This is a genomic window from Cupriavidus sp. BIC8F (genome assembly GCF_032465815.1).
GTDB classification, from domain to species: Bacteria; Pseudomonadota; Gammaproteobacteria; order Burkholderiales; family Burkholderiaceae; genus Cupriavidus; species Cupriavidus necator.
The window spans coordinates 60,001-80,882 of the sequence record NZ_CP136096.1; the positions used below are offsets into that span (position 1 = coordinate 60,001).

19 protein-coding genes and 1 pseudogene are annotated in these 20,882 nt (G+C 60.2%); 18 read left to right on the forward strand and 2 right to left on the reverse strand.

All coding sequences use genetic code 11. The features are described from left to right. Nucleotides 1-18: 18 nt before the first annotated feature. The 14 genes and pseudogenes from RS901_RS35075 (at nt 19) to RS901_RS35140 (ending at nt 16,164) form a co-directional block, all read left to right on the forward strand. Entirely contained in the window at nt 19-3,168 is a 3,150-nt protein-coding gene (locus tag RS901_RS35075) for a bifunctional diguanylate cyclase/phosphodiesterase (RefSeq protein ID WP_316157542.1), read from the forward strand. Between the two features lie 853 nt (nt 3,169-4,021). Next, the gene (locus RS901_RS35080) at nt 4,022-4,471 is read left to right on the forward strand and encodes a hypothetical protein (protein ID WP_316157543.1); all 450 of its coding nucleotides are present in this window, start codon (nt 4,022-4,024) and stop codon (nt 4,469-4,471) included. Between the two features lie 207 nt (nt 4,472-4,678). After that, entirely contained in the window at nt 4,679-6,016 is a 1,338-nt protein-coding gene (locus RS901_RS35085) for a diguanylate cyclase domain-containing protein (RefSeq protein ID WP_316157544.1), read from the forward strand. A 31-nt stretch (nt 6,017-6,047) separates the two neighbouring features. Further along, nucleotides 6,048-6,785 carry an EAL domain-containing protein gene (locus RS901_RS35090; RefSeq protein ID WP_316157545.1) on the forward strand — a complete coding sequence of 246 codons (738 nt, stop codon included), beginning with the start codon at nt 6,048-6,050 and terminating at the stop codon, nt 6,783-6,785. 506 nt (nt 6,786-7,291) lie between these two features. Then, entirely contained in the window at nt 7,292-7,612 is a 321-nt protein-coding gene (gene flhD, locus RS901_RS35095) for a flagellar transcriptional regulator FlhD (protein WP_316157546.1), read from the forward strand. Next, nucleotides 7,609-8,211: a flagellar transcriptional regulator FlhC gene (flhC, locus tag RS901_RS35100; RefSeq protein ID WP_316157547.1), complete on the forward strand. Its 603-nt coding sequence runs from the start codon at nt 7,609-7,611 to the stop codon at nt 8,209-8,211. Before flhD ends, flhC begins: the two co-directional genes overlap by 4 nt. Nucleotides 8,212-8,434: 223 nt before the next feature. Then, on the forward strand, nt 8,435-8,935 hold the full coding sequence (locus tag RS901_RS35105) for a transposase (RefSeq protein WP_316154632.1): 501 nt from the start codon (nt 8,435-8,437) through the stop codon (nt 8,933-8,935). Then, nucleotides 8,911-9,264 carry an IS66 family insertion sequence element accessory protein TnpB gene (tnpB, locus tag RS901_RS35110; RefSeq protein WP_316154630.1) on the forward strand — a complete coding sequence of 118 codons (354 nt, stop codon included), beginning with the start codon at nt 8,911-8,913 and terminating at the stop codon, nt 9,262-9,264. Before RS901_RS35105 ends, tnpB begins: the two co-directional genes overlap by 25 nt. A gap of 32 nt (nt 9,265-9,296) precedes the next feature. Further along, nucleotides 9,297-10,874, forward strand: coding sequence for an IS66 family transposase (gene tnpC, locus RS901_RS35115; RefSeq protein ID WP_316154628.1), 1,578 nt, complete (start codon nt 9,297-9,299; stop codon nt 10,872-10,874). A 171-nt stretch (nt 10,875-11,045) separates the two neighbouring features. Beyond that, a complete protein-coding gene (gene istA / locus RS901_RS35120) occupies nt 11,046-12,593 on the forward strand; it encodes an IS21 family transposase (protein WP_316152099.1) in 1,548 nt (515 codons plus the stop codon). Further along, nucleotides 12,583-13,392 (forward strand): IS21-like element helper ATPase IstB, encoded by an 810-nt coding sequence (gene istB / locus RS901_RS35125; protein WP_316152097.1) that lies wholly within the window; start codon nt 12,583-12,585, stop codon nt 13,390-13,392. Before istA ends, istB begins: the two co-directional genes overlap by 11 nt. Nucleotides 13,393-13,570: 178 nt before the next feature. Next, nucleotides 13,571-13,909: pseudogene (locus RS901_RS35130) on the forward strand (DUF6691 family protein); the annotation flags it as partial. A 58-nt stretch (nt 13,910-13,967) separates the two neighbouring features. Continuing rightward, nucleotides 13,968-14,858, forward strand: a complete 891-nt coding sequence (locus RS901_RS35135; RefSeq protein WP_316157548.1) for a sulfite exporter TauE/SafE family protein — start codon at nt 13,968-13,970, stop codon at nt 14,856-14,858. A gap of 40 nt (nt 14,859-14,898) precedes the next feature. After that, complete coding sequence (locus RS901_RS35140; protein ID WP_316154236.1) at nt 14,899-16,164, forward strand: IS256 family transposase; 1,266 nt, start codon at nt 14,899-14,901, stop codon at nt 16,162-16,164. 13 nt (nt 16,165-16,177) lie between these two features. Here RS901_RS35140 and RS901_RS35145 read toward each other — a convergent pair whose 3' ends face one another. Both RS901_RS35145 and RS901_RS35150 read right to left on the reverse strand, forming a co-directional pair. After that, nucleotides 16,178-16,870, reverse strand: a complete 693-nt coding sequence (locus RS901_RS35145; protein WP_316157549.1) for a hypothetical protein — start codon at nt 16,868-16,870, stop codon at nt 16,178-16,180. A gap of 87 nt (nt 16,871-16,957) precedes the next feature. Continuing rightward, nucleotides 16,958-18,133 carry a hypothetical protein gene (locus tag RS901_RS35150; protein WP_316157550.1) on the reverse strand — a complete coding sequence of 392 codons (1,176 nt, stop codon included), beginning with the start codon at nt 18,131-18,133 and terminating at the stop codon, nt 16,958-16,960. A gap of 612 nt (nt 18,134-18,745) precedes the next feature. Between RS901_RS35150 and RS901_RS35155 the strand changes: the two genes are divergently transcribed. The 4 genes from RS901_RS35155 (at nt 18,746) to RS901_RS35170 (ending at nt 20,876) form a co-directional block, all read left to right on the forward strand. Further along, nucleotides 18,746-19,051 (forward strand): hypothetical protein, encoded by a 306-nt coding sequence (locus RS901_RS35155; RefSeq protein WP_316157551.1) that lies wholly within the window; start codon nt 18,746-18,748, stop codon nt 19,049-19,051. 98 nt (nt 19,052-19,149) lie between these two features. Then, nucleotides 19,150-19,578, forward strand: a complete 429-nt coding sequence (locus RS901_RS35160; protein ID WP_316157552.1) for a hypothetical protein — start codon at nt 19,150-19,152, stop codon at nt 19,576-19,578. Nucleotides 19,579-19,588: 10 nt separating this feature from the next. Further along, nucleotides 19,589-20,362: a hypothetical protein gene (locus RS901_RS35165; protein ID WP_316157553.1), complete on the forward strand. Its 774-nt coding sequence runs from the start codon at nt 19,589-19,591 to the stop codon at nt 20,360-20,362. A gap of 22 nt (nt 20,363-20,384) precedes the next feature. Further along, nucleotides 20,385-20,876, forward strand: coding sequence for a single-stranded DNA-binding protein (locus tag RS901_RS35170; RefSeq protein ID WP_316157554.1), 492 nt, complete (start codon nt 20,385-20,387; stop codon nt 20,874-20,876). The last annotated feature ends 6 nt before the right edge of the window (nt 20,877-20,882 follow it).

A 20,882-nucleotide genomic window follows, 5' to 3' on the forward strand; every position in this document is an offset into this window, starting at 1 on the left:
CCGGGTACGGTGCCACTCTTGGCAGCGCTCACGGTGTTCGTCTGCATCACGGCGGTGCTGATGGCCTGGTCAAGTTACCGTTCCGATCAGACCTTACGCGAAGGCTTGATCGCCCTCGACCGTCTGTCTGAGAGCCGCCGCGCGGCCACTGCGGCCGAGCTGCACCTGGAGAGTATCCTAAGTGGCGATCCTTCCTCGACCCAGGGTCTGCTGATTGCAAGTCTCGCTCGCGCGCGTGAGGCCGGCCGTGGCCTGGTGGAAGGGAACGGCCAACTTGCTGATTTCGCCGTCACGCAGCGCTCCACCGTCCGCATCGATGCCGCCGCAATCGCTTATGGTGTCAAGCTCGAGAGGATGGCTGCTGCCATTCGTCAGAGGCTCGCTAATCCACGCAGTACTACGCAGCTCGAATTGCGGATGCATTACAGAGCGGTCGAGCAAGCGGCGTCAGAAGTGGAGAGCATCCTGTTTCGAGAGATCGCTGCCCGGCGTAGCGCATTGCATCGGCTCGATGCATTGAATATCGCGCTTGTCGGCCTGCTGACACTGGTCCTGTTTGCGTTACTCGCGCGATCCGAGCGACGTCGTGCCGGTGCCCTGGAAGAACTCTCCGAGAGGGAGTCACAGCTTCGCGCCTTTGTTTCGGCGATGCCTGGCGTATCTTTTCTGCTCGATGCTGAGGGGCGGTATCTTGAAGTATTTGGCAGCGAGACCGAGCTACTTCTTCAGCCAGCCACTGCGATCCTGCAACGCAAAATCACGGATATCTTGCCGGCAGACGCCGCCGACGGCTGCCTCAGTGTCGTCAGGGGAACGCTCTCTAGCCGACGCACCACGGCATACGAATACCGGTTGACAATCGATGGAAGCGAACGCTGGTTCGATGCCCGCGTTGCTCCGATTGGTAATACCGACAGCGTGATCTGGCTGGCGTGGGACGTCACCGAACGGCACTGCGCCGAACAGCGTGTGCGTGAACTGTCTCGCCTATACGGCTTCCTAAGTCACGTGAACCAGGCAAGCATGCACGCGACCACACGGGAGATGCTGTTTGAATGTGTGTGCGATGCTGCGTTGCGATTCGGCGGGTTCCGCCGGGCCTGGATCGAAGAGTTCGATAGTGTCGGCATAACAACGCGCAAGGCAGACACTAAGGCCACCGTCCCTAATTCGGTCGATCTCCGCAACGGCGATCCGATCAATGCCTGGAGCCGCGGAGAAGTCGTTTATATCACCAGCTTTCGGGATGATGACATCGCTCCGGAGTGGGCGATCGGAGATTTGACGGGCGGCATGAGCGCCTGCGCCGGTATTCCATTGCGGTGCGATAAGGAGCTCATCGGCGTGCTCCATCTCGCCAGCGACGCGCTTGATCTCAAACGTAACGAGGAAGTGGATCTGCTGCGAGAGATCGGCGGCGACATCTCCCTTGCGCTGACTCGCCTCAATATTGTCGCCAAGCATGCTGCACAGGCCGCCCGGATTCACCTGCTGGCGGCAGCCTTAGAAAGCTCGCGAGACGGCATCATCATCATGGATCTGGATACCCGTATCGTTTCGGCCAACCGCGCGTTCAGCAATTTAACTGGCTATGACGAGGTCGAAGCAGTAGGTCATCCCCTCAGTCTTCTGCGCTCGGACATGCACCCGGTCGAATTTTATCGGGAGATGCACGATACACTTGCGCGCGAGGGCTACTGGCAAGGGGAAGTATGGAATCAAAGCAAGAGCGGCAAGGTACTGCCGCACTTCCTGTCTATCAGCACCGTCACAGGCGACAACGGGAAAGCTGAGCATTATGTCACTGTATTGACCGACTTGACACGTTGGAAGCAGGCTGAGAATCGGCTGGACGCTCTGACTCATTTCGACCCATTGACGGATCTGCCGAATCGCCTCTTGGTCCGTGCGCGCTTAGAGCAATCGCTTGCCGTCGCGCAGCAAGGCGGCCATCGCCTGGCAGTACTATTCATCGATATTGACCATTTCCAAACGATCAATGGTGGCCTCGGTCACGCCGTGGGTGATGCATTGTTAGTTGCAGTCGCACAACGTTTGCAGGCCCAGATGAGATCTCACGACATCCTCGGCCGGCAAAGCGGAGACGAGTTTGTGGTGGTTCTCCATGACATGGAAAACGTCCGTGGGGCGGATGAGTTCGTCCGCCAACTCATTGAGGTTTTTTCTGCGCCATTCTGCTTGCCAACGGTCGGCGAGTTGTTCGTGCAGGTTAGCATCGGCGTTGCGGTCAACCCAGAGCATGGCAGTCATGCTCCGGAGTTGATCCGAAATGCGGAAGCCGCTATGCACGAAGCGAAACGCTCAGGTCGTGCCACCTGGCGTACCTATGCACCGGGCTTCACCTCTGCAGCCAACTCTAGACTGGCTCTAGAGGCGCGCTTGCGACGAGCGCTACGGCAGGGGCTGTTCGAACTACACTACCAGCCGCTGGTCAACTTGGAAGATGGCAAGGTCATCGGGGCCGAGGCCTTGGTTCGCCTGCCGCGGGACGGCGGAAGCGAAGTCGGCCCGTCCGAGTTTATTCCCTTGCTGGAAGACACCGGTTTAATCTTGCCGCTCGGCGCGTGGGTCCAACGCGAGGTCTGCCGTCAAGGCCGACAATGGCTTGATGAGGGCAAAGCAATCGAGGTGCTTGCCGTCAACTTGTCCGCTACGGAGATTCGCAGCGGTCATGTCCAAGGGCAGTTGCGGGACATACTCGCAGAGACAGGTTTCCCGCCAGACCGATTAGAGCTTGAAGTCACCGAATCTGGCCTGATGTCGCGCGGCAGCCAGGCGGTCGAGTTTCTGCGCAGCCTGAAATCGCTGGGTATCAAGTTGGCCCTTGACGATTTCGGCACAGGCTACTCCTCGCTAGCCTATCTAAGGCGCTTCCCTGTTGACAAGTTGAAAATCGATCGCAGCTTTATCCGGTATGTACCTGACGAAACCGGAGACATGCAACTGGTGGCCACCATTGTCGCGATGGCAAGGGGTTTCGGTCTGCGCGTACAAGCCGAAGGCGTAGAAACCGAAGCCCAGCGACTCTTCCTGAAGAAACTCGGGTGTGATCTTTGGCAGGGATACCTGTGCAGCCCGCCGCTACCAGCAGCGGCCTTTGCGGACCGCTTTCTTTCCTCGACGGGGGCTCCGAATGAGGATGCGTAGGGATATCTCCACGATGCAGGCAAAAGCAGGTTACACAGAGCGTCAATTGTCCCCGGTGATTGATAATCTTATGCGCATTGCAGCATTTTTTGCACCTTTTTGGACCGATCCGACCAAAATCAACAATACCTACTTGTGCACCAGGTGACCCGATGACTCTATGCGCCCGTCTCTCCTTGCCTCTTGTAACCTTGCATACAGCGAGCCCCAATGCCAGGGAGATTCTCGACGGTGTTAGAGACGAGGTCGGCAGTATTCCCAATATGTATGCGGCGATGGCCAACGCACCGGGGTTGTTTGATGCATACCTTTACAGCTACACCCAATTCCGTCAGGAGTGTTCCCTGACGCCACTGGAACAAGAGGTGATACTCTGGCACTATCCGTTGCCAATGGCGGTTCCTACTCAGTGGCGATGCATAGCGGCATCGCCACTACCGTCATCAACGCGCCCCCAGAAGTCATAAATGCAATTCGTGACGGGGGGGCGTATTGGATGCAAGGCTTCACGCGCTGGTGGACTTCACACGTGCAATGTTCGTCCATCGAGGGCGACCGAGCACAGTCGAACTAAAAGCATTTCTCGATGCCGGTTACAGTGAGAAGAATGTCTTGGACATCATTCTAGCCATAGCAGTCACGACGCTCAGCAACTATACCAATCACGTGTTCGAAACGGAGCTGGATGACTGCTTCCGACATTTTTTCTGGACTGCCACCAGTTAGCCATCACATTAAATTACGTCGTTAACCATTTCGCGTGGAAGAGGAATTTTATTTTTTTCTTAATCCATCGGGATAACTGGACACTGCATGAAGAGCTAAATCGCACAACGCCAAGGATGAATTCATAATGAAAGTGCAAGTCAGCGATGTTGATCGACTCGTTTTCGGCTTCAATAGGCTGAATTTCCTGGATTTCGCATGGTTACAAGAACGGATGGTGGAAGCGAATCCGAAATGGGAAAAGGACCATGCAACACGCTTCAAAAAGGTTTTCCCGGACCTTCCGTTTACGCCGGAGTGGCTGGCGCAGGCGTGGTCACTGTATGCGCCCTATGCTCCACATAGCGCGCCAGAACCTGAGCGTGAGGTTGCTTTCCTGTACTTTATACTTGGACTTCAGGACGCTTGGCCGAAGCAGACAGCCTATTCGGCAGGCGTATTGCGGATGGCCCTGAAGAAAGGAGCGAAGCGCGCACATCAGATACTAAATATTGTCGCGATTTTTCACGAAAGTGACGGTGTATTAACAGATGACGCCGGCAAGTCAAGTTTCTCGGCCAAACGCGCACGTGATTAACAAGCACGGAGTGTAAATTATTTGTGTTGAAAGCTGCACATATATCACATTTGGGACACGTATTGCATGGCCGGAGCAATTGACTGAGGCAGTTCAGCACTGCTGCGGCGAGTTAGGAGAACTCTTATGAAGTGTCCTCCAGTATTGGCGACTGAGGCAGAGCGTCTAGCGGCCCTGTCAGCATATGGGCTGGGAAGCGATAGGCCATTGCCCAGTCTCGACCCGGTGGTCAAAATTGCCGCACGGGTGTTCAAGATGCCTGTTGCAGCGGTGAACATGATTGGCAGCGACCATGTCTTCTTTGCGGCAAGCACTGGTCTCGAGGGCGCAAAAGTCAACATGAGCCGCGACGTTTCCTTCTGTGCGCATGCGATCACCCGGAACGAAGTCATGGTGGTGCCGGACGCCGCGCTCGACGAACGCTTTTACGACAACCCTTTGGTCACGGGGCCAACTAACTTGCGTTTCTACGCCGGCGTCCCGCTGATGTCTCCTGCTGGCCATGCCGTAGGGGCACTCTGCGTGATCGACGGGCGGCCACACCGCGACTTCTCAGAGGAAGACCGTGAGCGTCTGCGCGAGCTGGCCAGAATGGCAGAGGACAGGCTGGAGTTGCGCCGCATCGAAATTGCTGCACAGGCAGTACGGGGGCGTTCCACGGAGGGGTTGACCGAAGACCACGCCGCTGCCTTCGTGCAGTTCGATCAAGCACGGGATATCCTCGTTTGGAACGACGCTGCTGCTGCCTTGTATGGATACGAGCCGAGCGAGGGCCCCGGCCGATCCTTTGACAGCCTGTTCCCCGAGCGAGAGGGGGCTGCACTGCGCCAGCTGATCTCGCGTGCGGAGGCCGGTTCGGTCGACGAAGCGTCCATGCTGGTGGAACTGCACGGCCTGCGCAAAGACGGAACGGAATTTCTTCTCGGATTGTCCCTGAGTTGCCTGCGCACGGACGCAGACCTGACATGCAAGGCCAGCCTGCAGGACCTAACAGCGCTGCGGCGTGAGGAGCGGGCATTGCAACGGTTTGCGAGCATCGACATGCTCACCAGACTTGCCAGCCGCGCGAGCTTCTACCGGCGCGTGGAAGAGGTACTCACGCTCGCCTTGCCGGCAGCCGTAGTGATGGTCGACGTCGATGGGTTCAAGGACGTCAACGCCACGCTTGGCCACGCGGTGGGCGATGGAATCCTCTGCGAGGTGGCTCGCCGTCTGGAGAACGCGGTGGGACCGAACGATACGGTCGCACGCATCAGTGGGGACGAGTTCGCTATCCTGCTGCCGGAATGCGATCGTGCCGGGCAGGCGAAGGATGTCGCCCATGCCGTGATTGCCAGCATGGCCGAGCCGATCCTCATCAAGGGACATGAGGTGCGGCTATCGGTTAGCTGCGGCGTGGCCATCGCACCGCTTCATGCACGGGAAGCGCTGGAACTGATCGGCAATGCGGACCTGGCTCTGTTCAAGGCAAAGAGCATCGGCCATGGCCAGTCGTTCGTCTTCGCCACCGTGTTACGAAAGGAGGCGGCGGCACTACAGCATTGAGTTGCATCGGGCAGTCAGCGACGGCGAATTCGTGCTCTTCTATCAACCGCAGGTTCGCCTGGCCAACGGCTCACTCACCGGTGCCGAGGCACTGATCCGCTGGCTGCATCCGCAGCATGGCCTTCTGTCTCCTGCGGCTTTCCTGCCCGCGTTGGAAGAGGGGGCGCTCGCCGTTAGTGCTGGATCGTGGATTCTTGATGAAGCCTGTGCGCAGGCAGCGCTATGGCGCAGAAGTGGCGCAAAAGATTTCCGTATCGGCGTCAACCTCTTCGGCGCGCAGCTTCGTGCGGACGATCTGGATTCACAGGTCATCTCGGCCCTGGAGCGACACGGCCTGCCCCCGCAGGCGCTGGAGCTTGAAATCACCGAAAACATCGTGCTCGATGGGAACGAACTGGCGTTGGAATCGCTCCAGCGCTTGCGGGATCACGGTGTGGGCATCGCCTTCGACGACTTCGGAACCGGCTATGCATCGCTCAGCCTGCTCAAACGCTTCCCACTGACCCGGATCAAGATTGACCGTTCCTTCGTGCAACAAATACAGGAATCGGATCGGGACGCTGCCATCGTCCGCGCGCTGCTCGATATGGCACGGAGTTTCGGCATGGAGACGATTGCCGAGGGGGTCGAAACCGAAGAGCAACGTGACACACTGCACCGCCTTGGATGTGAAGAGGGGCAAGGCTATCTATTCGGTCGCCCCTTACCAGCGCTGCAATTTGCCGAAATGTTCGATATCGGGCCACGCGTGAGCCGATTATTGCGTTAAGCGCCATGACGCGGTCGTTTTCGAGGTGTCGGCCATTCCATTGTTGATGGGACGGAAGTATTGGGCCGGCCATGATGCCGTCCCGACAAATGTTCAATCGCGCGCTTCCCCAAGCGTGGGCAGCACCGTAGTCGCATCCAGCAAGCCTCCGCTGAGGTGAATTTCCCGCGCTCGGTCAAATGACCAAAAGGGATAAAAAGAATGTGAGTCGCAGGCATTGTGTGCAGCCGACAGGGTATTGGAGGCCGGAGGCTCCGGCCTCTAAGTAAACTAATCAGCATTCGCCCCATGCTGGCAGTGCGTGAATCGGCACCCATTGTCTTTGTTGTGTAACATTCCCAGTTTTCCTGCGAAGATCGTTTGGCAAAGGGAAGAACCGATGCTATAACGCATCCCGGACATAGCGTTACATCTCGTTACCAATTTAACAAGATGTTAAGGGTTCGGCGGCGAGTTTGTGGTCCATCCGGCTCTCTCTGAGGGCCAGTAGGGAAGAAGGGAAGAAGATGGAAGAAGCTAGCAGATTTCTGGATGAGATCAAGGAAATTAACCTCGCTTACCTGCTACTCGCGCAACAACTCGTGCGCGAGAACCAGTTAGAAGCCATGTACCGGCTGGGTGTTGGCAAGGAAGTCGCTGACATCATTGCCAAGTTCACACCTGCGCAACTGGTCAAGCTGGCGGCATCCAATATGGTTTTGTGCCGGTTCCGATTCGACGATCATGCCTTGCTGTCGACGCTCACCCACAACCCGAAGGGCCATGATATGCAGCAGATGCACGCTGCCATCTTGCTGGCCTGCCAGCCCGTGGAGTCCTTCCGTTGAGTGCGCTGCTGCAAGCTGTCCCGGCCCGGAGCCTTGCGGCCACTCCGGTGACCAGTCGCAAGAGCGTGCTACAGGATGCCAAGCAGACCCAGCTTGCCATTGAGTTGATCGGGCTGGGCGCGCGCTTGCAGGTGTTGGAGGCCGAGACCACGCTCTCGCGCGATCGCCTGATCCGGCTTTACAAAGAGTTGCGCGGGATCTCGCCGCCCAAAGGCCTGCTGCCATTCTCGACCGACTGGTTCACCACTTGGCTGCCAAATATCCATTCGTCGCTGTTCTTCTCCGCTTACCAATTCATGGTGCAGCATGGCGAGGCGAGCGGCATCCGTACTGTGGTGGCCAGCTATCGGCTCTATCTCGAGCAGGTATCGCTGCTCGGCGGCGAGATTGTCTTAAGTTTCACCCGTGCCTGGACGTTAGTCCGGTTTATCGAGCGCAATATGCTACAGCTTTCCACCTGCACCTGTTGCAGTGGGCAGTTCGTGACGCATCCATATGAGCCGCAGGCGAATTTTGTATGCAGCATGTGCCGCCCCCCGTCGCGCGCAGGCAAGGCCAGGAAGCTCTCGCAGCCCACGGTCCTCAAGCTGGCCGGCTGATTCATTACCGTCGACGCCGATGCCCCAAACGGAGGCGAAACCACATTGGCGGGAGCGGGACTGCAAAGGGAGTCATACGGGCGGCAATGCGTAGCGAGCCCGCTTGACTGGTCTTGACTGGGCGCCGCATGGGCGCGTGTTGGGTAAGCAGTCTTTCATTGGCGTCTATCAAATGGCAGTCTGAATGGTGATGATGTTCTCCACCTACTTCAGGAGAACATTGATGAGCGAAGCATCGCCGGAACTGAAAGTTGTCAGCAGCAACAGCAGGGGTCGCAAGCGATACGACAAGGCCAGCAAGCGAGCACTGGTTGAGGCCTGTCTGCGGCCAGGGATATCCATCGCAGGCCAGGCGCTGGAGAGCGGCGTGCACGTCAGCCTGCTGCGCAAGTGGATAGCGCAGTATCTGCTGGAGCGTGAGCGCACGATGAGTGATCAGGCGCCGGTTGTCGGCCAAGCAGCGGATTTCCCCGATCCGCCCGGCGATCCTGTGCAACAGATGCAGACGAGAACGATGACCGAGAACCGACCCTCAGCATTCGTGGCCGTGGAGTCCTCAGAGGCGACGTCAGTCGATCCAACCTCCGCCTGTATGGCCGTCGCGTTGCATGTGCGATTGCCCAATGGCGTCGAACTGGATCTGAGCCAGGCGGATCTCGCAGGGCTGACGATGATTGTCCAGATGCTGGGGAGGATGCCGTGTTCCGGTTCGACAGCGGGCTGAAGGTATTCCTGCATCGCGAGCCGGTGGACTTCCGGATGGGGATCAACGGACTGTCGATTCTGGTGGAGCAGGCGATGTTGCTCAGCCCGTTCGACCACTCGCTGTATGTGTTCGGCAACCGACGGTGCGACCGTATCAAAATCCTCGGCTGGGACGGTGCTGGTTTCTGGCTATTCCTCAAGCGATTGGAAGCCGAGGATCGCTTCGTGTGGCCGGACACGACCGATATCGTCACGCTCACCGTCGATCAGTTGCATTGGTTGCTGGACGGCATCGACATCGCAGTCATCAGGAAGCATCCCCAACGCATCTACGTGCGAACGAGTTGAACTCTCGCATGGGCATGTCGGTCCAACCCGCCATGCCCATCAACGTCACGATCACCGCTGAAGAACTTGAGGAGCTGCTCGCAGAACGCGACGCAGCGCGCCAGCTTCGCCTCGAACGTGATGTCCTTCAGGGTGAGTTGCGCCTGGTAAAGGCGGAGCGCGACCTAGCAGAAGAACGACTGCGTGCCTATCGGCGCGAACTGTTCGGCGCCAAGAGCGAAGCGCGTGATGCGGACCAGCTCGGGCTGTTCAACGAGGCCGAAGCACTCACCGCCAACGCACAGCCGGCACAGGAAGACGTGCCCGGCACGAAGATCGCTGCTCACACCCGCAAGAAGCGTGGTCGCAAGCCCCTCGATCCTAATCTGCCACGCGAAGTGGTGCGCCACGACCTGCCAGAGTCCGAGCGCTTCTGTGCCAACGATGGACACGCGCTGGTCGAGATCGGTGTCGAGATCAGCGAACAATTGGACGTGATCCCGGAACAGGTCCGTGTCATCCAGCACCAGCGCGTCAAGCGCGCCTGCCCGTGCTGCGATCTGGGCATCAAGGTCACGCCGGCCCCGCCGCGTATCATCCCCCGTGGCCTGTTCACCGAGTCGGCACTGGCCTGGATTGCCACCGGCAAGTACCAGTTCGGCATGCCGCTGTATCGCCAGGCCGCATTGCTGCGCCGCTTCGGCGGCGACATCTCGGCGAATACCATCGCCGCCAGCATGGTGCGCGTGGGTCAGGCCGTGCAGCCGGTGATCAACCTGCTGCGCGACACGCTGCTTGAGTCTGACATCCTCTACGGCGACGAGACGGTCCTCCAGGTCTTGAAGGAGCCGGGACGGCGGCCACAGACGAAGAGTTACATGTGGGCGCAAATGAACGGCTCCGGGCCGCCCGTGCGCTTGTTCAGCTACGCGTCGGGACGCGGCGCCAAACACGCCAAGGAAATCTATGCTGGCATCCGTCCAGGTGCGGCGTTGATGACCGATGGCTACGAGCTTTACAACGGCTTGGCGATCGAGCACCAGCTCATTCACCTTGGTTGTTGGGCCCACGCGCGGCGTGCCGTGATCAAGGCAGAGGAGGCTGTACCCAAGGCCCTGCGCACGCCGCAATTGACGGCCACGCGCTTCGTCAAGCTCATCGGCAAGTTGTTCGCCGCGGAATCGCGCTCGGCCGAGTGGCCGTCAGCGCGGCGACAGCGGCTTCGTCGCCGATACAGTGCGCGTGTGCTACAAGCCATCGAGGAGTTGCTGCGCGAACAGTTGCCAAACGTAGTGCCTGGCAGCCTGCTTGGAAAGGCGCTGCAATACCTGCGCGGGCAGTGGCCCAAGCTCATTCGCTACGTCGAGAATGGGGATTGGCCAATTAGCAACAACGCCTGTGAGAACGCGATCAGGCCATTCGTGATCAGCCGCAAAAACTTCCTGTTCTCGACCTCCGTCGCCGGCGCAGAAGCCAGCGCGAACCTCTACTCGCTCATCGAGACCTGCCGGGCCAACGGCATCGAACCGTATCGCTATCTGACCTGGTTGTTCCAGCGCCTCCCGCTCGCACAGACTGCCGACGACTACGCGGCGTTGATGCCGTGGAACATGCCTGCTGCACCCCGCTGAATCTTGCGTCTCACGCTGCAACGCTGAGGGGCGTCGTTAAAAGACTGCTTACCGTGTTGGCGCCGACCGAAAACTGAGCCACTGATGAGGGTTGTGCCGACCCAAAACTGAGCCAGGTGAGCAACCTACTCTGCTGCTTTTTTGTGCAACAGAGGACGAGGAGTGATCACCATGGACATGATTGGCAAGATCCGGCGTTTGCATGCCCGGAAGAACAAATCGGAGCGCGAGATTGCGCGCATGACGGGGCTGTCGCGCAACACGGTTGCGAAGTGGCTGCACGGCGAGGTGGACAGTCCACCGAAGTACCGGCGCGGCCAGCAGCCGAACAAGCTCACAGCGTTCCACGACGCGCTCCGGCAGGCGTTGAAGGCAGACTCCCGGCGGCCCAAGCGCGAGCGTCGCACGGCCAAGGCGCTGTACGCCGAAATCAGGAGCGCGGGCTACGAAGGCGGCTACACGCGGGTGACCGACTTCATCCGGGCGTGGCGCCAGAGCGAAGGGCAAACGGCGACTGCCAACGCCTTTGTGCCATTGGCCTTTGAGCTGGGCGAGGCCTTCCAGTTCGATTGGAGCGAGGAAGGCGTGGTGGTAGGCGGCATCTACTACCGGGCGCAGGTCTCACACATGAAGCTGTGCGCCAGTCGGGCCTTCTGGCTGGTGGCCTACCCAAGCCAGGGACACGAGATGCTGTTCGATGCCCACACCCGGTCGTTCGCGGCGCTCGGTGGCGTGGCCCGGCGTGGCATCTACGACAACATGAAGACGGCTGTAGACAAGGTCAAGAAGGGCAAGGGCCGCATCGTCAACGAGCGCTTCGCCGCCATGTGCGCGCATTACCTGTACGACCCCGACTTCTGCAACGTGGCCAGCGGCTGGGAGAAGGGTGTCGTGGAGAAGAACGTGCAGGACAGCCGCCGGCGCATCTGGATCGACGCGGCCAAGATCAAGTTCGGCAGCTTCACCGAACTCAACGCCTGGCTAGGCCAGCGCTGCAGGGCCCTGTGGGACGAGGTGCGCCACCCGGAGCACACGCAGTTCAGCGTGGCCGAGATGCTCGAGCACGAGCGAGCGCACCTGATGCCCATGCCCGCGCCCTTCGACGGCTACGTCGAGAAGCCCGCTCGGGTGTCCAGCACCTGCCTGGTGTCGGTGGCGCGCAATCGCTACTCGGTACCGTGCGAACTGTTTGGCCAGATGGTCAGCACGCGGCTATACCCGGCCAGCGTCGTCATCGTGGCTGAGGACAGAATCGTTGCACGCCACGACCGGTTGAGCAGCGCTGGCGAGACCCGGTACGACTGGCAGCACTACATTCCGCTGCTGCAGCGGAAGCCCGGCGCACTCAGGAACGGCGCGCCGTTTGCCGACATGCCCGAGCCACTGCAGCGGCTGCGCCGAGGGCTGCTGCGCAACCCGGGTGGCGACAGGGTGATGGCGCAGGTGCTGGCCATCGTGCTGAGCGCCGGACTGGATGCGGTGCTGGTGGCGGTGGAGTTGGCCCTGGAGAGCGGGCCGCCGGGCAAGGTCAGTGTGGAGCACGTGGTCAACGTGCTGGGCAGGCTCAACGCGGTGCCGACACTGCCAACAGCGGCCACGCAGTTGAAAGTGGCTACACCACCACTGGCGAACACGGCGCGCTACGACAGCCTGCGTGCTGCAAGCGGCGTGGGCAACACCGTTGGCATCACCGTCGAGGGAGCCGGCCATGACGACTGACGTGCTGGTCGAACTCAAGGCACTGCGCCTGCACGGCATGGCCGGCGCGTGGGCCGATCTGGTCGAGCAAGGTGGTCATGCGGGGATTGAGTCCTCACGCTGGTTGATCGAGCACCTGCTGCAGGCCGAGGGCACTGATCGTGCGATGCGCTCGGTCAGCCACCAAATGCACGCGGCGAAGTTCCCGGTGCATCGGGACATGGCGAGCTTCGACTTCGAGGTCTCGCCGGTGGACCGCAGACTCGTGGGCACGTTGGCCACGACGACCTTCACCGACGAGGCGCACAACGTCGTGCTCGTGGGCGGGCCCGGGACTGGGAAAACCCATCTGGCCACGGCTATTGGCGTTTCTGGCATCACCCAGCATGGCAAGCGGGTGCGGTTCTACTCCACGGTCGATCTGGTCAACGCGCTGGAACAGGAGAAGACTCAAGGCAAGGCTGGTCGTATCGCCACCAGCCTGCTGCGCATGGATCTGGTCATTCTGGATGAGCTGGGCTATCTGCCATTCAGCCAGGCCGGCGGGGCGCTGCTGTTTCACCTGCTCAGCAGGCTGTACGAGCACACCAGTGTGATGATCACGACCAACCTGGACTTCGCCGAATGGTCCAGTGTGTTCGGCGACGCGAAGATGACCACCGCGCTTCTGGACCGCCTCACCCACCACTGCCACATTGTGGAGACAGGCAACGAGTCGATCCGCTTCAGTCGCAGCACGGCCGAGGCGAAGAAGCGCATCAAAGCCCGCGAGCAGGCGCGCGCGAGTGCCAGGACTGAAGCTGAGGCCGACCCATTCTGACCGGAGTCGCGAGGGGGAAGACGCTACGGGCTACGCCCTACGCGGCTTCCCCCTCGCCATCAAAACAGCACAAAGGAGATCAACGAACCAGGCCAAGCCCTACACTTATCCACAGCCGACCCTCTCGAAGTCGGCTTCCACCCCTGGCTCAATATTCAGTCGGCACGGTGGCTCAGATTTGGATCGGCGCCAACATTGGGACCCATCCCTCGCCTTTGTAATGGTCGGCGCGATTCTCCTTGGTTCGCTTGCCTTCCTGATTGCCAAGCGCCGCAAGCGCTCTTTCCTGGGGTTGCCCGTGCAACTGCCGGCCAGCAAGACCGTGACGCTGCGGCTGGTGCTGGGCAGCGCCGCGTTTGGCGTCGGCTGGGGTCTGGCTGGCTTCTGCCCGGGCCCCGCGCTGGTGGCTTTGGGTGCGGGCTATCCGAAGGCGATTGGCTTTGTCGCGGCGATGGTGGCTGGCATGGTTGTCTTCGAAATCCTCGAGCGGACGAAATCCAGTATGCAGCGAGCCTGAGCAAGGCACGGGCCAAGGTGGCACGGTTCAGTGAAAAACTTTGGTAAGCGGTGAATCGATGGAAAGCATCCTTATTAGCAGCGCGACGCTAGGCGCCGTCATTGGCCTCATCCTGGTGCTGACCGGCGCCGGCGGCGCCATCCTCGCGGTGCCTCTGCTGCTATTCGTGCAGCATCTCAGCGTCGCCGAGGCCGCGCCGGTCGCGCTACTTGCGGTGGCCCTGTCCGCCGCAGTCGGGGCCTTGCTTGGACTACGTGAGGGCATTGTGCGTTACCGCGCTGCCATGGTGATGGCTGTCGCCGGTACGTTGTTCTCACCCGTCGGCTTATGGCTCGCTCACCGCCTCCCGAACGGCCCGCTGACGCTGCTCTTCGCCGCCGTGCTGGCCTTTGTGGCATTACGGATGTTCCGGCAGGCGACCGCGAGCAAGCCGGAACACGCAATGGGCGCCGGCCAGCCGTTGCAGCCTTGCCAGTTGGACAACCACACCGGCCGCTTTGTCTGGACCGCGTCCTGCACCCGCGCGCTGGCAGTTTCTGGTGTTGGTGCCGGGTTTCTGTCTGGCTTGCTCGGAGTGGGCGGAGGCTTTGTCATCGTGCCAGCTCTGAAAAAGGCGACCAACGCCCCGGTACATGCCATCGTGGCGACGTCGCTCGCCGTCATCACGCTGGTCTCCGCCTCCGGTGTCATCTCGATGGCCATTGCCGGACGCATGAACTGGCAGGTTGGCGTGCCATTTGCCGCTGGCGCCATGGTCGCCATGCTGGTCGGTCGGCGCGTGGCCAGCCGGTTAAGTGGTCACCGACTGCAACAAGGCTTTGCCCTGGTATCCGGCTTGATAGCCATGGGCATGGTAGTGAAAGTCGCAGAGCTAAAGTCGAAAGTGGTGTACGGCGGGGGATTTGAGGCGCGGAGTCGAGGGCGGTGGAGCTTTTCGCTGAGAATCTGATTGTCGAGATCGGAAACCAGCACAAAAAAAGTCCACCACCATGAGCAAGGATAAGGGTAAAGAAGCAGTCGGTCTATCGGAAATCGGGCTTGGGCTCGAGGAGTTGATCAGGCGCGGGGCCCGGCGGGTCATCCAGGAGGCGATCGAAGTGGAACTGGCAGAGCTGCTTGAGCAGTTCAGTAACGTCAAGACGTTGAGCGGGCAGCGCGCCGTGGTTCGCAATGGCTACCTCCCGGAGCGGGAGGTGCTGACGGGCGCCGGACCGATTGCCGTGAAGGTGCCCAAGGTGCGCGACCGGTCCGGTTCCGGCGTGAAGTTCAACTCGGCGATCGTGCCGCCGTATGTGAGGAAGTCGCCGCGGGTGAGTGCGGCGCTGCCCTGGCTGTACCTGAAGGGAGTCTCGACAGGCGACATGAGCGAGGCGCTGTCGGTGCTGCTGGGCGAGGATGCCAAAGGGCTATCGGCCAACGTGGTGAGCCGATTGAAGGCGCAGTGGGCAGACGAGCATGCGAGTTGGAATCAGCGTGATTTGTCAGCGGCGCGGTATGTGTATTGGTGGGTGGACGGCATCCATACGGGTCTGCGCAGCGAAGGCTCGGACGGGCAATGCCTGCTGGTGATCATCGGCGTTACGCCCGACGGCAGGAAGGAGCGCGTGGCGATCGGTGACGGCTATCGGGAATCGAAGGCATCGTGGGTGGAAGTCCTGCTGGACCTGAAATCCCGCGGCTTGCAGGCTGGCCCGCTGGCGGCGGTCGGCGATGGCGCCATGGGATTCTGGGCTGCCCTGGAAGAGGTGTTCCCGGCCACGCGTACCCAGCGTTGCTGGTTCCACAAGATGGGCAATGTCCTGAACGCCTTGCCAAAATCCCAGCATGGCCGCGCCAAGGCAGATCTGCAGGCGATTTGGATGGCAGCCACCAGGGCCGATGCCGATGCCGCCTTCGATCGCTTTGTAACGATCTACGGCGCCAAGTATCCCAAGGCCACCGGCGTGCTCACCAAAGATCGAGACAGCCTGCTGACGTTCTACGACTTCCCGGCCGAGCACTGGCAGCACATCCGCACGACCAATGCGATTGAATCAACCTTCGCGACCGTGCGTCACCGCACGACGCGCACGCGCAATTGCGTGTCCCGAGCGACCTTCCTTGGCCTGGCCTTCAAGCTGATCGAGGAAGCCGAGAAAACCTGGCGCCGCATCAACGGTGCCGAACACATCGAACTGCTCTTGAAGGGCGTTCCCTTCAAGGACGGAACTCCGGCGCATGACAATCCGCCGGTTCAGCAGAAACTCGCCGCCTGACAGCCGGCCACGATCAGCCCTCGTACACCAGATTTGACAATATCTCCCGAAGACGTGACCAGTCCTGTTTGGCCTCAGCTTTCTCGACACGCGCTTGGGAGAACTGCATGAAATAGTGGCCGAGCAGGTCGTAGGACGTCCGGTCCGCGCCGTGCTCGATGAAGAAGACCGGCTCTGCGATGCGCCACCGGAAAATTGGGAACTGAATGCGGCTGACGGCCAGGTCAAGATGATGCTGCGGAAGTTCGCGCAGGTACTGCGCGAGTTCGAGGCTGATCCCAAGAAGAGGGGCCGCCAGGATGCTGGCGTGCAGCAGCTCGACCATGAGCCAGACGTAGGCGCGGTTGTTGTGGTAAAGCAGGATCTTGTCGACACTGTCAAGAACCGGCGTCTGATGCCTGATTTTGTCGACGGCAAGCGTCGTAGTGCGACCAGAGACGAGCGACATCCAGTCTGCTACGGCTCCGATCGTCGGTACAACCGTCATGAACGGCATGCCCATCACCTTGCGGAAGGCGGGCTCATTCCTGCGCAGAGCCTCGATCTCTTCCTTCCTGATTCCGAAGGTCTGCGCAAATGCAGCGTGTCGGATCAGCGCCTCCTCCATGTAGTCGGTCAGGTGATAGTTCGTTGAGCGAATACGTTCGGCCGACAACCTGGCTAGTCCCAGCTTGTCAAAGTCGCCGCGCAGAATGTCAAGCTTCATGACAGGGCTTTTCTCTTAGTATTTTGTTGTTGTGTTTCTTGCTTCCTACACGCCGCTCCGTGGTTAAGCAGCGTCACGGCGTTCCGACTATCGTGAAACCGCGATAGCGGCGACCAGGTCCGAGTGGTATCGGCCAACGACAGATGCCATCGTTTCCAGAAGCGGACGGACCTTCGCGCTGTTGTTCTCCATAAGGACTCGCAGTTGTGCAAGGGAGAACTTGGTGACCATGGCCTCAAAGTGCGCGTGGAAGTCGGTGAGGACCGCGTGGGTGTTCGCTTCCCTTGTTGCCGCATCGTGCGCGGCTTCCATCTCAGTCAGGGTGTCCTTTAATTCCCGTTGTGCGGCCGCCAATCGTTGATTGACGTCCTCGATGGCGGCTTCAATGGTGACGTAGCCGGCGGGGGGCACCTCGCGCAGGACTTCTTTGGTCTCGACCCTGGCTTTGGCAGTGGCCAGCTGTTCGAGGAGACGATCCCGCTCGTGGGTCAGGTCATCAATCGCCATTTGGAACTTACTGACAGAACTGTTGCTTCGAGCAAGATCCACCTGGGCATCGGACAGCGCGGCACGGTGAGTATCGCGTTCGGCAGCCGTCTGCTGTGCCTGCGCCCGGAGCTGTTTGATTTCGTACTCCATATCGCGCTGCGTGGACACAGCTTGCGCAAGTTCCTCTCTTGCGCCTTCAAGCTTGGCTTCCGCTTCCAGCAATTGCTCGTCAGCCTCACGCGACTTACGCAGTAATTGGCGAATTTCCGCCCGGCCGATCTTGTTGTTCTTCTCCTTTTCCTCCATCACCATCAGCAAGTCGTCATCCGAAACGGATGCCCGCACGAGGACTGAGAGCTCGCTGATACTGAACAGGTTGAGCGCCTTATTGTTGTCGAGGAAACGCCGGTAGATCTGCATGTGCAGGAAGATGTATGACCGACTCATGCGCAGAACACGCTGGCAATAGGTAGTGAGAAGGCCAGTCGCTTGGCGCCTGGCAAGTTGACGGTTGCCGCATGCTGCCTCGAACTTGCTGACCAGGATGGTGTCGATCTGGGCCAGCCGCGAACCAATGGCAAGCGATTCAGTTTGAATGCGGTCCAGGCTCAGGAATATCTCTTGAGTCGCTTGTACGATGCGCCCGATTGCTGCTGCATCGAGATGCTCGGAGAGAACAGCCCTGGCGAGTAGCACCAACTGACGAGCCCGATCATCGAGCGGGCCGTCTGATGGGAGTGAAGGCAGATTTTCGTTTTGGTCGGATTGGCTCATATGTTGAAAAGTCGGTTGAGTAGTGAGTTGCGAAACGGCAAGTTCACCGCCAGGCAAAATTCTCTTGTGAAGGCGAGGATAGCGTCGTCATTCACGGGCTGCGGTCCGGAAAGACGACGAAATGGATGTAGCTTTCACGAGATGGCCTTGCCGAATCGCGTACTTCTTTTACGACTCGACCTTCGATATGTGTAGGTGTTTACCCCTATGGTAGGTGTCATCGGCGCGATAATCGCTCGCCGTGGGGATGTGCGGTGCGTTGGTGCAAATGCGGCAGCGGAGGGCCCCAGTCCAACCGGTTGGACGGGCAGCCGCGAAAAGCTGTGTGTTTTTGGCGAGCTTTCGGGGGATTCGCGGACGGGAAACTGATTTAAGGTCTTACTCACACGCGCGTCCTAGACGCATCGATTTCGACAAGCAGACCGTCACCCTGGGGTTGCTTCGTCCTCGCCCCTTTCCGTCTCAATCTCCCTTGCCCAGCGCCTTTGCTCGATGCATGTGCATCCGGCAAGTGCGTTGGCGCTTCAAGGATTCCTTGCTCTTCTGAGCATCGAATAATCGCCCGGCCTTTCTGCTGGGAAATCCCATTTACTGTTTTCAAGAGAGAAAACCATGGAATCCTTGGCCAATCTGATGCGCGCGCCTATCCGTCTGTTCTTCACGCTGATGGCGATCTATGTGGCATCGCAATCCACTGTCTGCGGCTTTTTCCTCGGCATCGTCGCGCTGTCGTGGGGGTATCACAAGCTCATCGGTCGTTCGCACGTTGTGCCGACGCCCCGTGACGTGTCGATGCCCAAGCCGCGAGCTGCCTATGCAGAACCTGAGCAGCCGCAAGCGCCCCAAGCACCTGTGTATGCCAAGTCCCCTGTCGTTGTGCCGTTGAAACGTCAGGAAGCAGCCCGCCGCAGCGCCTGACCTGTACCGCCCTCACTTGGAGGGCGGCCCTATCCAACTGTCGTGGGAACCTCGTTCTCACCGGCAGGTGGCAATAGGGTTCCCGCGCGGAGCACCCTATGAAAATGCAACTCGCCGCCTGGCAACTCGATTTCTTCGGGGACGCAGCACCCCTCACGGTCGATCCCCCCAAACGCGACCCGCTGCCCGATCCGAAGTACTGGAGCGAGTCCGTGCGCGAGCGGATGATTGACGCCCTGATCAGCCTCGCCTGCGACAGTCGTCGCGGCGACAACCTTCCCGAGTCGCTAGCCGACTGTGCTGACCTGCTGCGTTCGCGCATGCATGGGAAGGCCGTCGAGAAAGACGACTTCGAGATGACGCTTGGCTGGATCTTCGGCTACTGGGATGGGGCGGTGCCCTACACCTATGTCTGCGCTGTGACCGGCGTTGACCCCGAGGTTCTGCAAGACATCATCCTCAACCACCCCCGCCTCAAACGCGATCTGGACGAGGTCCGCCGGATGCGCTGCGGCACGCTGCTTTAGGGAGTCGCCCGTGAGTTTCATTCAGCGACTCTTCGACACGCTCCAGGACGCCCTACAAGCGCGGCCCGCCGCACCGGGTGCGTGCAATGCACCGGCCGTCGGCACCGGTTTGCGCAACGAAGTGCAGATCGAGATCGGCGGCGTGCCGAATCTCTTTCGCGACGAGGGCGAGCGCATCGTTCACTTCGTGGCCGACTTCGATGCCCGCCCGACGGCAACGCACTTTGGCCAGAAGCTGTTGCCCAATCCGGTTCCATACTGGAACGTGACGGCCGAACATCAGGGGGCGACGCTCTCCGCGGTGATTGCCGCTGCGATTCGCGCCCACGTGGCTCCGCCGGCGCAAGCTGCCTCGCCGGGCGACGGCGGCGCGAGCCAGTCCGCACGCCAATCTGCCCGCGAACCGACCCGTCATAGCCAGCACACTGGCGCAGCGGCCGGCAGGGCGCAGACCCGTCTTGAGCCCGGCGCTGCAGTGCACCGCGGCACCATCATTTTCTGGGGCGAAGCGGAGTTCGCCGATCGCAAGCGCATCGGTCGAACCTACACGTCGTTTGCACTGAAGCTGGAGACGGCAACTGGCGTTGACACCCTGCAAGGCGAAGGGTTAAAGGAAGCCATCGCCGAAGCCGGCTGCCAGCTCGGCGACCGTGTGGAAGTACGGCGTCTGCACAAGGTCAAGGTACAGGCATTCCACCGCAAGTCCGGAACGCCAAAACTCGAGGACGACGGTCAGCCCATCATGTGGGACAAGTGGCTGTGGTCGATTACCCGTTCACATTGATTCAAAATAGGAAAACTCTTCTATGGCATCTGTTAACAAAGTCATCCTGGTCGGCAACCTCGGCGCCGACCCGGAAACCCGTTACATGCCCAGCGGCGACGCGATCACCAACATCCGCATCGCCACCACCGATCGCTACAAGGACAAGCAGACGGGCGAGATGAAGGAGGCCACTGAGTGGCACCGCATCTCCTTCTTCGGCAAGCTCGCCGAGATCGCCGGCCAGTACCTGAAGAAAGGTTCGTCGGTCTACGTCGAGGGCCGCATCCGCACTCGCAAATGGCAGGACCAGTCCGGCCAGGACAAGTACAGCACCGAGATCGTTGCCGATCAGATGCAGATGATCGGCAGCCGTCAGGGTGGCGGCGCCGGTGACGACGAGGGCTACGGCCAGCAACCTTCCCGCCAGTCGCAAGGCGAGCGGGGCACGCGTCAGCGCCAGAGCGCGCGGCCGCGCCAATGGCCTGCATCTCAGACAGGATTCGACGAGGAAGACGATTCGATTCCATTCTGAGATTGG